This window comes from Candidatus Dormiibacterota bacterium (assembly GCA_035544955.1).
Taxonomy (GTDB): domain Bacteria; phylum Chloroflexota; class Dormibacteria; order CF-121; family CF-121; genus CF-13.
In genome coordinates this window covers 1-15,301 of record DASZZN010000048.1, presented here as the reverse complement: position 1 = coordinate 15,301, position 15,301 = coordinate 1, and the positions used below count along the sequence as shown (strand labels likewise).

The following is a 15,301-nucleotide window of genomic DNA, read 5'->3' as shown; positions in this document are numbered from 1 at the left end:
CCCGTTTCGCCCCCAAGTAAGCACGAGCTCAAGGATTTGCAGCGTGCTTGTTAACGGATAAAAAGACTTCGTCCAAGCGTCTCGATCATCACACCTCATCGAGATGATCGCGTGACTGGACGAAACCTTCATCGGTTCTTAACGTCGCGAAAGCCCCGGGGGCTCGACTAGCTCCCGGCCGACAGTTACTAAACTTAGACTCCCCAACGAGCCGTCCGGGATGAAGTGTGCCCGGCCGCCCTCTGCGCCTCACGGTACGGAACCGTGAGGCCTCGGGTTCAAATCCCGGGCCCCCGACCAGATTCTTGAACTCAGAATACGGTGCTGACGATGTCCGCGGCGTCAATTTCGGCCCTGGAGGACACAGAGCCGCGGAAAGATTGATAAGAGCGGCAATCGTGACAAGGCACAGCTGGCCCGGCTGAGATCAACCGATGGGACGGATGCCGAAACGCGATCGGAGCCAATTGACCAGCGTTCGCCTGCGAATTAGATTTAGAAGGCAATGGGAGACTTGATCTTGGGCGTTTGGATGTTTACGCTCTTGTCCGGTGGGTCGTCATGCTCGGACTTATCGCGCTGGTGACCGGTCGGGCGCTATCCAACATGTGGGGCATCGCCTGGACACGGGGCGAAGCTCGACGGCTAGGTCGAGCGATCGAATGAATCGTTCGTTAGAACCGTCCGGGATGCCCGAGGCGCTCGAGCAGCGGGAGAAGATTCTCCTCAACCTCGGCGCGAGCGTGGAACGGTCATGAAGTCGTCGAGGACGTCTGCCAAGACTGCCAACGCCAAGACCGCCAAGCTGCTGGTCGCCATGACGGGCAAGGCAAGCCCCGCGAAGGCCGCGGAAGGCGACGGGCCCGTGTTCGCCTACATCGCCAGCTTGCCGCAGCCGCAGCGCGGCATCGCCGAGCGCATCGATGCCCTGGCGGCCGAGCAGCTATCGGACCTCCGGCGTGCGGTGAAGTGGGGTATGGCGTACTACGGTGTGGGCGGGGGCTGGTGCTTCTCGTCCGGCGCCTTCGTCGGCCATGTGAAATTGATGTTCATACGCGGCACCGAGCTCGACCCGGAACCGCCGGTGACTCCCGTCGGGATGGGCAAGTCCACGCGGGGCGTCGAGCTGGCATCCGTGGACGATCTCGACGAGCGCCTGGCGGCCTCGTGGATGAGGCAGGCCGCCGCCATGCCCTTCTTCGGGGGGAAGAAGCGATGACGAAGAAAGCAGCAGCGCTGCTGGATCTCGTGAATGGCCGCCCGCCTTCTTCGTGCAGTGACGTCGGCCATCACCGCGTCGTACGCGTCAGCCAGATCAGATGCAGTCATGTGAGCGGTTCGAAGTCGAGTATCCCGACAGTGAGACTCTCGCCGTGAAGAGGGCGTGCGACCACGCCGCCCTAAATCTGATGTGGCTGGAGTCCGGCGACCGAGACATAGGTACTCATTCACCGCTCCCGTTTTGGCCATTCGCATAGGGCCGTTGTGTCATACATCGGACCGTAGTAGTTCTCGCTATCGACTGTCTTGAACGATCATGCGACCGGAATCGACTTGATTGGGGCCTCGCTCATCGAGTCTCCTCGACGACGGCCCAGGCCTCAATCTCGACCCGGGCACCGAGCGGGAGCGCGGACGTCGCGAAGGCGGTCCGTGCTGGGAGCAAAGAGCCAAAGAACTCAGCGTAGGGACCATTGAGGGCCGACCAGTCCGCGAGGTCAGCCAGGTACACATTGACTTTGATGACCTGCTGTCTTGTAACACCGGCGTCGGCGAGGACATTGCTGAGGTTGCGGAGCGTCTGCTCGAGCTCGGGCCCGAAGCCGCCCTCGACCACCTTCCCGTCGTCGCCCAGGCCGATCTGACCGGACGTGGCGATCGTGTCTCCAATCCGACGCCATGGGCTGAAAGGTCCGACCGTCTTTGCCATGAATCGCTCCTCCTCTATTTCGTTTCGGGCTGCCGTACGAACTGCGCGACTCCTCGTCCCAAGGACCAGTTCTCCCTTTGAACTACCAGCGTGGACGCTGCCGTGGTCTCTGATAACGAGCACGACATCCGACTCCGGAATCATCCGAGCGCCGTCCGACGGCAGGCCATGCAGACCGTGAAACACATCCAGGACCGTCGCGCCGTCCGGCCCTGCTTCCCCAGAGTCAGGAACCCCACCTCCGATCGAGTACATGCCGCCGACCTGCAGATCTCGACGTTCGCCGTCGATGACCATTGTGATCGACCCCTTGAGGTCGAGTCCCAATTGCTCGTTGTCGTGACTCGGCCACTTGCGTCATTGGTTCGAACCCGAGGATCCCGACGCTGATCCCCGCGCCGTGCAAAGGGCGGGCGACTACGCCGTCCCAAATCTGACGTGGCTGAAGCCCGACCACGGAAGCATAGGGGCTCATCGCTTGGATGCTAGGGGGTGTAGAGGACCGTCGTCTTGAACGATCCTGCAGCCCGACAGCAGCTACCTTTCGAGAACAAGTTTCGGGCGCTAACCGCCTACACCGAGAACCGGGGTGTGTGGGGACGGATGAGATCAGGCAGTCGCGCTCCCAGCGGGCCGAAGTCGTGGACCCAGCGCCGAGCCAGCAGGTATGGAAGCACCTCCGAGCGGGCGAACCCGCCATGGATCATGAGTGCGAAGCCGAAGACGCGCCGGCAGCCGTGGAAGGCCGTCCCGCGTTGCCGCCCACATGGTCGGAGTGCCAATGCGTGTTGAAGCCGGTGCGGGCTCGTCCGGCACCAGGCCGAGGGTCGCGTCCAGGTCGCTGCCAAACCCGCTGTCGACCAGGACTGGCCGGGGACCGGCCAACCAGGCGAAGTTGGAGCTGGGGAAGAGGCGGGGCCGGAACACCAGCCAGTCGGGCAGGACCAGGTCAGCCATGGCTGCTCGTTCAGCCGGCCCATAAGGCCGCGCAACGCGCCCTTTGGGGATTCGGGCGGAAAGGCTCACAGAGCTTCCCGCGAAGCAGATCGTGCACTGGTGGCCTCAGTGAAACACTGCGAGCGCGGTCGCGGCGACGAGCCCCACAGCGAGCGCGGCGTTGACGACGCGGGCTCGCCGTGGATCGCGAAGAACCGGCGCGATTGATGTGCCTGCGAACAGCCACGTCGTGCAGATCACGATGATCATCACAGTCAGCACCGCGATCTTGGCGGCGGCGTCCGTTGTCGGGGAATCGGCGAGGTGGGCGCTGGCGAAGACCGCGGCGATCGCGACCCAGGCCTTCGGGTTGGCAATGCCGAGGAGTGCTCCGCCCATGAGCGAGAAGGCATTCGGGGCTCCGGTCGGCTTCGAGAGCGGAGGCGCGGTCGCGATGTGATACGCGAGCCAAAGGATGTACGCCGCTGATATCCCGATCAGGATGGAGCCGATCGCGGGGACCGCCAGGAGCGCGGCCGTGATCCCTGTCGCGACCGCGACGAGGACGATCGTCGTGCCGACGATGATCCCGGCCAGATACGGGAGAGAACGACGCACACCGTTGACCGAGCCCGCGGCGATGAGGCTGATCGTCGCCGGGCCCGGGCTGCCCATGATCGCCAGCGAGATGAGCAGGAGCGGTCCGACCGATCCCCAGCGAATCGCCGGGAACAGAAGCGCCTCAGGCACCGCCGCAACTATCCTTTGACTCATGTCCCAGATGGTAGGAGACGTCGACGCCGACAGTCTTGAACGATCCTCGAGCCGACGGGCGGACTCGATCAGGTTCGGACCGAAGGCGTATGGCGTCGAGCGCGCCGAGGTCTACCTCTCCACATGCGCGTTCTCGCCGCACCGGCACGACACCTATGCGATCGGCGTCACCACCGCCGGCGTGCAGACCTTTGGCTACCGCGGCTCGCGCTGTGTCTGCCTACCCGGTCAGCTGCACGTCCTGCATCCCGACGAGGCGCACGATGGTGCCGCGGGAACCGAAGACGGCTTCAGCTACCGGATCCTCTACATCGCGCCCGAGCTCATCCGGGGCGCCCTCGCTGGTCGGGCGCTACCATTTGTCGCCGATCCCGTCCAGGAGCCGACTTCGGCAGTTAGGCCGATCGCTTCCCTACTTGCCGACATCGATGACCCAATCAGCGAGCTCAGCTGCGCCGAGATCGCCGTCGCGGTCGCCGACTGCCTGCTGTCGCTCAGCGGCCGCCCCGACCGCCGCCGAGCCACGATCGACCTCAGGGCAGTTGAGCTCGTGCGCGACTATCTCACCGGTCACGCGCGCGAGCAGACGCCGGCCTCGATCCTCGAAGAGATCGCGGGCACCGACCGCTTCACCATCGCTCGCCACTTCCGCTGGGCGTTCGGGACGAGCCCCGACCGGTACCGGACGCTGCGCCGCCTGGCGCTGGCGCAGGCCGCGATCGCAAGCGGGCAGTCACTCGCGCAAGTCGCTGCCGAGGTCGGCTTCGCTGACCAGAGCCACATGACACGCCAGTTCAAGCGGACATACGGCCTGACACCGGCCCGTTGGATGACCCTCACAGCCGCGTCATCGCCAGAGCGTCCCGCGACCAGAGGCTAACGCCAACATCTTCACACGCTATGTCCGGGCACAAAAGAAGGTTGAGGAATGTTGAGGGCGCGGCGAATCAGTCCCGGGACTCGAGACGATCGGGGATGCCGCTCAATGTGGACGGGCGGTGACCGAGGTCGTGTTGTAGCTCACCGACGGTGTGCGCGGCGCCATCGGCGAGGAGCGCGAGCACATGCGCCTCGCCCTGAGAACGACCCACGTCGGTCAGAAGTTCCTCGAGTCGCGCTCCCGCCTCGGGAGTCCGCTATATATGGCCCCGCAGATTCTGTTGCGCGGGCCCACCCGGCCCGTTCGCTGAAGTTGTCCGATTCGATTGTTCGAGAGGCTCTGTTAAGCGACGGTCAAGAATTCGTCCAGGTGTCTCGATCATCTGCCCTCATCCAGATGATCGCGCGACTGGACGAAGTCTTGACCAGTTCTTAACGCGACTAAGAGGACCCGGACGGCACCCGACCCAGGACCCGCTGTTTACAAATCAGACGGCAATCGAATTCAGCTCGAGATTCTCGCTTTCCATGTATTCGTAGCGCGTCCATTTGGCCTCAAGTATTCCCTCGGGTTGGCCACGGAATTGGCCACAAAAAACGTAGTGTTCGTCGCGCTTTCGCCCGTGCTGTTTCTTCATCACTAGGTCAGCTGAAGGTCACTCTCCCCGCGATATAGGGGTTTCCCCGATTCGGGAAACCGACCGTTAGCGATACCCTCGACGGCGAGTGAGCATGATGCCAGACCAGAAACGGTTTGAGGTCGTCGTGATCGGGGCAGGACAGGGCGGGCTCGCGACCAGCTATCACCTCACGCAGCAGGGCGTCGAGCACGTGGTCCTCGAACAGAATCGTGTGGGCGAGTCCTGGCGGAGCCAGCGGTGGGATTCCTTCTGCCTGGTCACGCCGAACTGGACGCTCCAGCTTCCCGGGTTTTCCTACCAGGGCGCTGATCCGGATGGCTTTATGGGGCGCGATGAGCTCGTCGCCTATTTCGACGGCTACGTGCAGTCGTTCGAGCCGCCCATCCGGACCGACGTGAGGGTGACCTCGGTGGAGCAGACAGCCGGCCGCTTTCGGGTAATGGCGGGCGAATCGGCGATCGAGGCCGGTGCGGTGGTGGTGGCAACCGGATCGTACCGGCGACCGAAACGGCCAGCCCTTTCGAGCCGCATCCCCGCCGACCTCTTCCAGATTCACTCCAGTCAGTACAAGAACCCCGCACAGCTACCGGATGGGGCGGCGCTCGTGGTCGGCACCGGACAGTCCGGTGCCCAGATCGCGGAAGAGCTGCATGAATCAGGCCGGACGCTGTTCGTTTCGGTGAGCAGCTGTCCACGAGTCCCGCGGCGCTATCGCGGAAAGGATGCCGTGTGGTGGGGCAAGATGGGCGGCCTTTACGAGCGGACGGTCGACAGCCTGAAGTCGCCGGCGGAAAAGTCGGCCTGTCATCCGCAGGCCTCTGGGCGCCGGGGCGGCCATGACATCTACCTTCGCCAGCTGGCGCTAGAGGGCGTCACGCTGCTGGGTCGTGTCCAGGCCGCCGATCATGGACGCCTCACGCTCGCTCCCGACCTGAGGGAAAACCTTCGTAAGGCGGACGAGTTCGCCGAGAACATTCTCAAGCAACTGGATGAGGCGGTGGCGAAGATGGGAATGCCGCTGCCCGAGGATCAGAACCCGCGCGGGATCGGAGCGAGCGTGCCGCACGAAGACGATCCGATCCGCCAGCTGGACCTGAAGGCCGCCGGCATCACGAGCATCATCTGGGCGACCGGCTACCAGACCGATTTCTCGTTCGTCCAGGCGCCAGTCTTCGACGACGCCGGTCAACCGCGTCAGCGCCAGGGCGTTACCGCGGTCCCAGGCCTCTTTTTCGTCGGACTGGAGTGGCTGCACAAGCCGAAGTCGGGACTCCTGCTCGGCGTCGGGGAGGATGCCGAGCACATCACCTCAGTGATCGTTGGCGAGACTCGGTCGGAATCAAAAAAAGCGGAGGCATCGATATGAAAGACAAACCCGTCGTCGGTGAGCATCGACAGGAAAAGGCCTGCGTCTGCCGGGTCTTTCCGAAATCGAAGGTATTCTTGAGGCCGACGCATCAGCACGACGCGCAGGGTCAGTCGGAGTACAAGTGCTGGCTCTGCGGCCGGCTCGCCTACCAGACCGCCTGACCGAATCGCCTATCTCTCGACGGCAGCGAGCTCTGGGCTGCCTGTGGTGGCAAACCGATGTGCAAGCTCGGTCCTCGACCGGAGGCCGAGCTTGCTGTAGATCCGGCTCAGGTGCGCCTCGACGGTCTTCGGGCTGATGAACAGGGTTGCGGCGGCCTCGCGGTTTGTTGCACCCTCGGCAACCTTCAGGGCAACCTGCAGTTCCTGCAGCGTCAGGTCGTCCGTGGCAGCCCGTTGGCGGCGCACCGTCTCGCCGCTGGCCCGTAATTCATTTCGCGCTCGTTCGGCCCAGGGATCGGCACCGGTATTCTCGAACGCTTCCAGCGCGCTATGAAGATGAGTCCGGGCCTCGCTCCGTTGCTTGGCGCGTCGTAGCCGCTCCCCGTAGCAGAGCTCCGTGCGGGCGCGCTCGAACGGCATGGTCGTCCGATCGTGGATCTCGAGCGCTCGGATGAAGGCCGGTTCGAAGTCTTCCGCCAGCAGCCCGCGACAGCGCTCGGTGGCAGCAAGGACCCACGTCCCCGGGGAACCTCTCACCTGGTCCTGGAAGTCGGCGAGCGCGGTCTCGGCCTGGGCGCGACGGCCGGTGTGGACGTACGCCTCGATCAGGTCCGGCATCTCCTGGAAGAGGAAGGGCGCCGCGAGCTTCTTGCTGCGGAGCACATGGGCAAGCGGCTCCAGGTACTTGATCGCTTCCTCGTTGCGGCCGTACCCGAGGTGCAGCAGCCCGGCGATGCGCGCACTGTACCCACCGACGATCGTCTTCGCGTGTGGCGAGACGCTCATCATTCTTGTGACGTGCGCGCGGCAGTCCGCCTCGAGGCCACGCCCCGCCTCGATCCAGGAGAGGCAGGCGAGCGCATAGATGAGAGAGAAGCGATGGTCCAGCTCGCTCGCCAGGGCGACCGCCTCCGAGGCATCGGCATAAGCCTGGGGCCACCGTCCGGTGCGGAAGTCGAGCTCGGAGAGGTGACCGAGCGCGTAGGGTAGGGCACCCGGTGCGCTCGCCGCTCGCGCGGCCGCGATCAGGCGCTCGAGCGGAGCCCGCATTCGGTCGAACTCCTCGAAGTACATGAACATGGCGGCGGAGTTGATCAGCTGGACAGCCAGCTGGAGTGACTCGCGCTCGTCGATCGCGTCGAGCGACTGGACGATGAGCCGGTGGGCGTCCTCCGGGCGCCGGAAGGCGAACAGGGCTTTGCCGTAGGCGCCCGCCGCCGCCGCCGCGGGCTGGCCGCCGGCTCGCAGGCCGACGCGGTAGGCCCGCTCCGCCACGTGCAGGGCACCCGTCGCGCTGGCCTCGAAGTCTCCCTCCACGTCCCCTTCCTGGATGGCCGTCGTCGCAGCGTCAACCAGCATGAGCGTCGCACTCGCTGGATCGGTCGACTCGATCAGGTCGGCCGCGTGCAGCAAAATCCTGCGGGCTTTCGCCGGAGAGCCTGTCCACATCTCCGCGCGGGCGCGGCTATGCGCAACCGCGGCCCGTAGCGAGATGCCGCCGGCGAGCTCGAGGGCTTCGTCCAGCAGCGCGATGCCGCGCTGCGATTCGCCGCCGACGTAGGCGTCGGACCCGGCCTCGTGCAGGCGGGCGGCGCGCCGTTCAGGATCTGGCGTCAGGCGCGCTGCGCGCTCGAACGCCCTGGAGGCGGCCGCCAGACCGCTTCGCCCGCGGGCTTCAACGGCCGCGCGCTCGAGGGTGGCCGCAATTTCTTCATCTTCTCCCTGCGCCGCCGCCGCAAGGTGCCACGCGCGCGGCACAAGGGACTTCGGATCGGTCAACACCGAGGCGAGCGCCGCATGGACCGATCGGCGGTCGGGTGCCGTGGCGCCGTGGTAGACGGCGGCCCGCATCAGAGGATGCCGAAACTGAATCCGAAGCCCGTCGTTGCGCGTCAGTCCGGCGACCTCGGCGGGATCGAGGGCTTCGAGCTTCGTCCCATAGCCCTCGCAGGCGCGGCGGATCTCGTCGACCGATCCGGACTGCGAGGCCGCCGCTACAAGCAGCGCCTTGCGGGTGTCCCCCGGAAGTCGCGCGATGCGACGCTCGAATGATCGCTGGACGCCAGGCCCGGTTGGCAGGGGTTCTTCGAGCGGCTCAGTCCCCGCGAGTTGGCCCGGTGACAGGACCTCGAGGCTCTCCAGGATGGCGAGCGGGTTGCCACGGGTGGAGCGATGGACGCGATCGGCGACCGGATCCGGCACCACCTTGCCGGCTGACCGGGCGATCAACTCGCGAGATGCTTCCGCACTGATGCCCTCGACGGCCAAATCAGGTATCCCTGGCGGCCGGAACTCGACGGGCTCACCCTCCCGGACAGCAAACAGCACGGCCACTCGGTCGGCATGCAGCCGGCGGACGGCGAAGAGCACGGCGTCGCGCGACGCGGCGTCCAGCCAGTGGGCGTCGTCGACGATCGCGAGCACCGGATGGCGCTCCGCCGCGACCGCCAGCATGCTCAGGGTCGCGGCCGAGACCGCGAACGGGTCGGGGGCGACGGGCGGCCCGAGCGCCAGCGCCGCCGCCAGGGCGTCAGCCTGAGGGCCGGGTATCTCGGGTAAGAGCTCGAGCAGAGGAAAGAGGAGTTCCGACAGCCCCGAGAAGGGAAGCTCCGACTCCGCCTCGATGCCAGTCGCCGAGAGGATGGTCATGCCCTTCGCCGGGGTCAACGCTTCGCGAAGCAGGGCACTCTTGCCGATGCCGGGCTCACCTCGGAGGATCAGCGCGCCGCTCACGCCCGACCGGGCGTGCTCGAGGAGAGCCGCGATACGGGCCAGTTCCTCGCCCCTGCCGACGAGCATGGCCCCATGGTACTGGCGCCTTCCCCCGAGGTCTAGGGGTTTCCCCGATTCGGCGGCGGCCGGGCGGCGGGAGACTGGTCGCATCACATCAAGGAGGTCGTCTCAAATGACCACGAGCCTCAAGGATCGCGTATATCGGCTGAATGAAGCGGTCAACGCTCACGACTTGAACCCGATTGGCGACATGTACGCTCAGGATGCGGAGCTCGTCTGGCCCGGGCTCGGACCGACGAAAGGACGGAACGCCATCGTGGCTTTCTACGCCACGCTGTTGGGTGCTTTTCCGGACGTGCACGTGACCATTAAGCGGATCATCGAACAGGGAGATGCGGTCGCCATCGAGTATGTGTCGGAGGGGACGCACGGCGGTCCGCTTCCGATGCCCGCCGGCGAGCTGCCCCCGACCAACCGGAGGATGAGGACCGCCGCCGTCAGTGTCGGCACCGTCGGTGACGACGGCCTCATCAAGACGCAGCGCGAGTATTTCGACCAGGTGGAGATCCTGGTCCAGCTGGGAGTGATGCCCGCGTCCGAGCCGGCTGTGGCCTGAGCGATGGGATTAGGTGACACAGGAGGAGACTTCATTGGAAAACCCGAGATCGAGCGTCAAGTCGCTATTGAAAAGAGCGGGGATTGACCGCACTATCTAGTTCGGACCGTGGGCAGCCCTACCCTGCCTGCGCAAACAAACAATCGCAACTTATTGGTCAGCTTGACGCTGATCAGGGAGGTAACCCGGTGAGGAAGCTACTTGCTGCTGCTTTCGCGATCAGAGCGACTGCAGTTGTCCCTAAGTTGCCGACACGTGGTGCGCCCTTGGTGGTCCGGGAGAGGACCTGGAAGCATGGCAACTGGATGCGCTCGAGGCGTCTTATTGTTTGTGCTGCCGTGGCCCTTGTCGGATTGGCCACCAGCGCTGCACCGGCGCTCGCAGGCGATCCGGGTGTCAATGGACGGATCTCTTTCTCCAGCGATCAGACCGGCTCGAGGCAGATCTACACGATGAACCCTGACGGAAGCGGCGTGAGGCAGTTAACCGCCGTCGCGGGTGCGAACAGCGTAATTTCCGACTGGTCGCCCGACGGCAGCCTGATTGCCTTCGACTCCGACCGGACGCGCGCTGTCGAGATCTTCACAATGACGCCCGACGGGAGCGATGTCCGACAGATCACCGACTTGCGCGGGTTTAGCGGCGACCCGTCGTGGTCCCCCAATGGGAGGCATCTCGTGTTCGAGCACGCGTCGTTCGGGCAGTGCTGCACGAACATCTGGAGGATCAACCCCGATGGCTCCGGGCTGCGCGAGCTCACCGCGTTCTCCGTGGAGACGTTTGCCGCCGAGCCAGAGTACTCACCAAACGGCCGATGGATCGCGTTCCAGCAGTTCCCGAACGGGCCGGGGCTCTCCGCAATCTTTGTCATGAGAGCCGACGGGACCGATATGCGGCAGGTGACCCCGATTTCAATGGACGCCGGTCACCCAGAGTGGTCACCGGACGGGTCGCGCATCATCTTCAACAACGACTTCACCCAAAACGTCGGAGATATCTTCACGATCCGCCCCGACGGCACCGGAGTGAAGCAGCTCACGCATGTGACTCCGCTTGGAAAGGCCGACTTTCGCCCTGTCTACTCTCCAGATGGAAAGAAGATCGTATTCGACCAATTCATCCCCGGCCAGCCCCTACAAGTGCTGGTCATGAATGCGAACGGGGCCCGGGCCCACGTCATCAACAACTCCAACGCACTCGCACCAGATTGGGGGCGACAGCCACAGGATGAAGGGAACGCTACCGGTTAACTGCAGCCCCTTCTGAACTCCGCCAACGGAAGGGACCGGCCGTCGCCGGTCCCTTTGTCACGGGTGATACACAAGCGACCCGAATTCTTCGGGCCCTCCATCTAAGGCGATGGCCGGGCGGAATCTCGATTCGTCTGCCTTCATCCAGATGAAGGCTGAGACGAAGGACGGTCAATCGAATCCCGCCGCGACCGAACGACCGTTTGCGCCATTTTGGCAGGGGAGAAGCCTACGCAGCCAGTGTGACGCTGGTATGAAGTAACCCGCGGACCCTGATGGGGGAGGAGGGTCCGCGGGTCGGAGTTGGTCTACGAGCGATCGCTATCGCCGGCTACGCACCGGACTTCTCGATCTTGGCGCCCGTTGGTGAGAGGACATCCCATCCCGCGCCGAACGCCGTGCTGCCCTCACCGTTCGTGTCGCCGGCCTTGGTGTCGCTGACGAAGTAGTAAAGCGGGTGGCCGCTATACGTGACCTGCGCGGTGCCGTCGCTCCGCGTGGTCGTGCCCAGCAGCGACGCCGACGCACCGCTTGCCGCCTTTGGCGCACCGGCGGTCGTCAGCGGCGGCCAGGCCTGCGCGCACGCGCCCGAGCAGGTCGACTGCGTACTGGTGTCGGCCTCGAAGAGATAGAGCGTTTTTCCGTTCGCGCCGACCAGGATCTGGCCGAGGTTACTGCTAGCGACCGAAATGCTCGCCGGCGCGGGCTGTGAGCTCGGAGCGGCGCCACCGCCGTAACCGGCAGCCGCGCCGCCGCAGGCCGCGAGGGCGAAAGGCAACATCAGGGTCAAGAGCACTCGTTTCATTCGATCGACCTCCTAATTTCTGTGTCGCTTACGGGCGGAGACCCGGCGTGGCAACAAACCACTTTCCGCCGAAGCCAAATACGCCCTGCCCGTTGGTCTGGTCGGGCCCGCGATCGCCGGCAAACGTGTACAGGGGCCAGTGGTTGTAGGTGACCTGCTCGCTGCTCGCTCGCGCGACGACCCCAAGCTGACCTGGTAGCGCCGCGCCAGCCGTCGGGGCCATGCTGGTTGCGAACAGGGGTGGCCAGGCGTTCGTGCACTGCCCCGTGCAGACGATCCTGCCACCGCGCTCGGGCACGAAGTAATAAAGGGTTCGACCCTGCGCGTTCACCAGGATCGCGCCGAGGCCCATGTGGCTGGCCAAAAAGACGCTGGGCGCGACGCGCGGAGGCGCAGTCGCCGGCGCTGGAGTCGGAGTTGGGATCGGGGTTGGCGTCGGTTCCGGCGTGGGGGTGGCGCTCGGAGTCGCCGACACCGTCGCGGTGGGGCTGGCCGACGGGGCGGAGCTGGCCGCACTTGGGGTTCCGCACGCGGCAAGTAATACGGGTGCGATGAGGGCGAGTAATGCTTTTCTGGTCATTTGCTGATTACCTCGATCTCGAGAAGGGGCGGAAGGGGGCGGGGGACGTGCCCCCCTCCGCGGGGTGAAAAACCGTCGCGGCGTGTTGCATGATCACTGGAATCTTGCTCGCGAGCGAGATATTCCAAACCACACAGATCTATACTTGGCCCGGTTACGTAAGTGGAACGTGATTGGATCGACCAGGTCGTGGAGCGGTGGTCAGAGCTGCAGCCCGGGCTGCCGGTCGACGCGTACCACGTCACTGGCCGGATCTCCCGAATCGCGGCACGGATCGCTCAGCGTGAGGACGAGGTCTTCGGGCGATACGGGCTGACCCGCGGCGATGTCGGTGTGCTCAGCGCTCTCCGCACGTCGCCACCTCCGCACACGCTGTCACCCACCCAGCTGTTTCGTGGATTGATGATGTCCTCGGCCGGCATGACCAAGCGGCTCGATCGCCTGGAGCAACAAGGCCTGGTCAAGCGCAACCCGGATAAAGACGATCGCCGAGGCGTCACGATTCACCTGACGGAGCGTGGCCGCCGGCTACTGGCGCGGGCCGTCGCCGAAAACACAAAGAGCGAAGCGACGCTCCTTGCCGGCCTCAGCGGGAAGGAACGGCGGGTGCTGGCCGACTTGCTCCGAGCGGTGCTGAGCAAAGCAGAACCGGCAGCCGGCGGCTAGACAGGACACCAGGAACCAGCACCCGGCCCCGAAGGCTGGTGCTGACCGCGCGTGCTGGCTGGCGCGGCCTGTTTGACAAATCGGCCCATCCGTCGTATAAGGCTTGACAGCGGCAGGTGTCGACGGGGGGAAAGGGAGCACGGATTTGGGTCCGGTTACATTCGGCATTTCCCCGGAATGTCTGTGCCACGATGTCCGGGATAACGTCAGGCGAGTTCGGGACCTCGAGCAGGCCGGGTTCGACTACATCTGGGAGGGGGACCACACCCTCCCCTGGCAGCACTCCTCGGGGCATAGCGCGGGGATCTTCACGACGTTGGCGGCGTTCTTAGCGAACACCGAGCGCGCGACGGTCGGCGGCATGGTGATCCCGGCGCTCGGGATCCGCCACCACCCGATTGATGTCGCGATCGAAGTCGCAACGCAGGCGCTGCTTTACCCGGGGCGGGTGGCGCTCTGCGTCGGGACCGGAGAGGCGATGAACGAGAAGACCACCACCGGAGTCTGGCCAGCACTCCGCGAGCGCATCGAGCGGACCGTGGAGGGGATCGAGCTCATCAAGAAGGCCTGGAGCTCCCAGGACTACTTCGAGCACAAGGGCAAACACTACAAGAGCTTCTTCTACCTCTACACCAAGCCGGTTGAACCGATCCCGCTGCTCTGCGCCTCGCAGGGGCCGATCATGGCGCGCAACGCCGGACGCTACACCGAAGGCTACGTCGCCGTCGGCGTGCCACCGTCGCATCACCGCGACGTGTTGATCCCCGCCTTCGAAGCGGGTGCTCGCGAGGCGGGCAAGGATCCGAACACCATGATGAAATGCGCCTGGGTCTCGAGCTCCTACCATCCCAGCGCGGCAAAGGCGCTCGAGGGCGCGCGTGTTTACGGCGGGTTGCTGATCCCGGAGGCCTACAGCTATATCCAGGATCCGCGGGTGATCGAGCAACGGGCGCTCCTGGTCAAGGACGAGGCGCTGCAGCAGGCGTTTTGCGTCGCGTCCAGCGGGGAGCAGATCATCGAACGCTTCGAAGCCTTCATCGAAGCCGGCTGCAACCACATCCTCTGGGCGGACATGAGTCCCGACCCCAGCCTGGTCGCCAAAGTTTGCGCCGATGAAGTCCTGCCTCATCTGAAGAAGCGCTACGGCGGCAAAGTCCCCCAACCGGCATGAAACCGACGGGGAGCGACCGACGGGCGGTCCCGGCCGGGACGTGGGTTGAGCTCGAACGCGTGATCCTGAAGCCCGGCGAGCGCGCACCGGGGATCCCGGCCGACACCGCGTCCGTGCCGTTCTCCGCTCGAGTGCGCGGGTTCCTGGTGGCGGCGGCGCACATGGGGGCGACCACGGAGGTGCGCACGCAGGCGGAACGGGTGGTTACCGGAAGGCTTCGGGCCGTCCTGCCACGCAACCCGGCCGACTTCGGCGACCCGTCGCCTGAACTCCTCCAGGTGGGCAAAGCGATGAAGCGACGCCTCATGGAGCCGGAGCGGTCCTGATGTCGGTCGAGAGTCGAGGCTATGCGCAGGTCATGGCGCGTCGGGGCGCGATCATGCAGCGGGCGCTCGGCCTTGACTACGCCCAATTCGAGCGAGAGGGCGGCGTCGCCTTCGATTACGAGGGATTGGTGGGCAGCCCCGGCTACGATCTGGAGGCAGTGCGCCGGATCCAGGCCGCCTTCAAGGTGGGGGATACGCCGCTGTGGGAACTTCCTCGTCTCACCAGGCTCGTACGGCAAACCGCGCCGCGCGGCCAGGGCGCGCGCATCCTTATAAAGGATGAGGCCGGCAACGCGGCCGGCAGCTTCAAAGCCCGCCGCGCGTCACTGGCGGTCGCGCACGCCGCTGATCTTCGTTACAAGGGGGTCGTCGCCGCCACGTCCGGGAATTATGGCGCGGCCGTTGCCTCGCAGGCGGCGATGCGCGGCCTCAAGGCCATCATCCTTCAGGAGGTCTTCGATTCG

Annotated in this window: 17 protein-coding genes and 1 tRNA gene; 11 read left to right on the top strand and 7 right to left on the bottom strand. The window is 65.2% G+C overall.

What is annotated here, in order from left to right:
- The first annotated feature begins 156 nt into the window (after positions 1–156).
- Both VHK65_17285 and VHK65_17280 read left to right on the top strand, forming a co-directional pair.
- A tRNA-Pro gene (locus tag VHK65_17285) sits at positions 157–300 on the top strand.
- A gap of 454 nt (positions 301–754) precedes the next feature.
- Positions 755–1,219 carry a DUF1801 domain-containing protein gene (locus VHK65_17280; GenBank protein HVS07903.1) on the top strand — a complete coding sequence of 155 codons (465 nt, stop codon included), beginning with the start codon at positions 755–757 and terminating at the stop codon, positions 1,217–1,219.
- A gap of 351 nt (positions 1,220–1,570) precedes the next feature.
- On the opposite strand, the gene VHK65_17275 is transcribed toward VHK65_17280, so the two are convergent.
- From VHK65_17275 to VHK65_17265, 3 genes are all read right to left on the bottom strand, one after another.
- A complete protein-coding gene (locus VHK65_17275) occupies positions 1,571–1,930 on the bottom strand; it encodes a RidA family protein (protein ID HVS07902.1) in 360 nt (119 codons plus the stop codon).
- Between the two features lie 609 nt (positions 1,931–2,539).
- Complete coding sequence (locus tag VHK65_17270) at positions 2,540–2,887, bottom strand: hypothetical protein (GenBank protein HVS07901.1); 348 nt, start codon at positions 2,885–2,887, stop codon at positions 2,540–2,542.
- 105 nt (positions 2,888–2,992) lie between these two features.
- Positions 2,993–3,616 (bottom strand): LysE family transporter, encoded by a 624-nt coding sequence (locus VHK65_17265; protein HVS07900.1) that lies wholly within the window; start codon positions 3,614–3,616, stop codon positions 2,993–2,995.
- 22 nt (positions 3,617–3,638) lie between these two features.
- Here VHK65_17265 and VHK65_17260 point away from each other — a divergent pair, with 22 nt between their 5' ends.
- On the top strand, positions 3,639–4,520 hold the full coding sequence (locus VHK65_17260) for an AraC family transcriptional regulator (protein ID HVS07899.1): 882 nt from the start codon (positions 3,639–3,641) through the stop codon (positions 4,518–4,520).
- Positions 4,521–4,587: 67 nt separating this feature from the next.
- Here VHK65_17260 and VHK65_17255 read toward each other — a convergent pair whose 3' ends face one another.
- Positions 4,588–4,731 carry a hypothetical protein gene (locus tag VHK65_17255; GenBank protein ID HVS07898.1) on the bottom strand — a complete coding sequence of 48 codons (144 nt, stop codon included), beginning with the start codon at positions 4,729–4,731 and terminating at the stop codon, positions 4,588–4,590.
- Between the two features lie 520 nt (positions 4,732–5,251).
- Here VHK65_17255 and VHK65_17250 point away from each other — a divergent pair.
- Positions 5,252–6,526 (top strand): NAD(P)-binding domain-containing protein, encoded by a 1,275-nt coding sequence (locus tag VHK65_17250; protein ID HVS07897.1) that lies wholly within the window; start codon positions 5,252–5,254, stop codon positions 6,524–6,526.
- Entirely contained in the window at positions 6,523–6,690 is a 168-nt protein-coding gene (locus VHK65_17245; GenBank protein ID HVS07896.1) for a hypothetical protein, read from the top strand. Before VHK65_17250 ends, VHK65_17245 begins: the two co-directional genes overlap by 4 nt.
- 9 nt (positions 6,691–6,699) lie before the next feature.
- On the opposite strand, the gene VHK65_17240 is transcribed toward VHK65_17245, so the two are convergent.
- A complete protein-coding gene (locus tag VHK65_17240) occupies positions 6,700–9,489 on the bottom strand; it encodes an AAA family ATPase (protein ID HVS07895.1) in 2,790 nt (929 codons plus the stop codon).
- A 106-nt stretch (positions 9,490–9,595) separates the two neighbouring features.
- On the opposite strand from VHK65_17240, the gene VHK65_17235 reads away from it, so the two are divergent.
- Both VHK65_17235 and VHK65_17230 read left to right on the top strand, forming a co-directional pair.
- Positions 9,596–10,039 carry a nuclear transport factor 2 family protein gene (locus VHK65_17235; GenBank protein HVS07894.1) on the top strand — a complete coding sequence of 148 codons (444 nt, stop codon included), beginning with the start codon at positions 9,596–9,598 and terminating at the stop codon, positions 10,037–10,039.
- Positions 10,040–10,392: 353 nt separating this feature from the next.
- On the top strand, positions 10,393–11,289 hold the full coding sequence (locus VHK65_17230) for a hypothetical protein (GenBank protein ID HVS07893.1): 897 nt from the start codon (positions 10,393–10,395) through the stop codon (positions 11,287–11,289).
- Positions 11,290–11,620: 331 nt separating this feature from the next.
- Here the strand turns inward: VHK65_17230 and VHK65_17225 are convergent, their stop codons facing one another.
- Positions 11,621–12,094 (bottom strand): hypothetical protein, encoded by a 474-nt coding sequence (locus tag VHK65_17225; protein ID HVS07892.1) that lies wholly within the window; start codon positions 12,092–12,094, stop codon positions 11,621–11,623.
- Positions 12,095–12,122: 28 nt separating this feature from the next.
- Positions 12,123–12,674 (bottom strand): hypothetical protein, encoded by a 552-nt coding sequence (locus VHK65_17220; GenBank protein HVS07891.1) that lies wholly within the window; start codon positions 12,672–12,674, stop codon positions 12,123–12,125.
- A gap of 162 nt (positions 12,675–12,836) precedes the next feature.
- On the opposite strand from VHK65_17220, the gene VHK65_17215 reads away from it, so the two are divergent.
- The 4 genes from VHK65_17215 to VHK65_17200 form a co-directional block, all read left to right on the top strand.
- A complete protein-coding gene (locus VHK65_17215) occupies positions 12,837–13,340 on the top strand; it encodes a MarR family transcriptional regulator (protein ID HVS07890.1) in 504 nt (167 codons plus the stop codon).
- 145 nt (positions 13,341–13,485) lie between these two features.
- Entirely contained in the window at positions 13,486–14,511 is a 1,026-nt protein-coding gene (locus VHK65_17210; protein ID HVS07889.1) for an LLM class flavin-dependent oxidoreductase, read from the top strand.
- Positions 14,508–14,837, top strand: a complete 330-nt coding sequence (gene ortA, locus VHK65_17205; GenBank protein HVS07888.1) for a 2-amino-4-oxopentanoate thiolase subunit OrtA — start codon at positions 14,508–14,510, stop codon at positions 14,835–14,837. The genes VHK65_17210 and ortA overlap by 4 nt, the downstream gene beginning before the upstream one ends.
- Positions 14,837–15,301, top strand: a 465-nt coding sequence (locus VHK65_17200) for a PLP-dependent lyase/thiolase (GenBank protein HVS07887.1), incomplete at its 3' end; no start/stop codon positions are given. The genes ortA and VHK65_17200, both read left to right, overlap by 1 nt.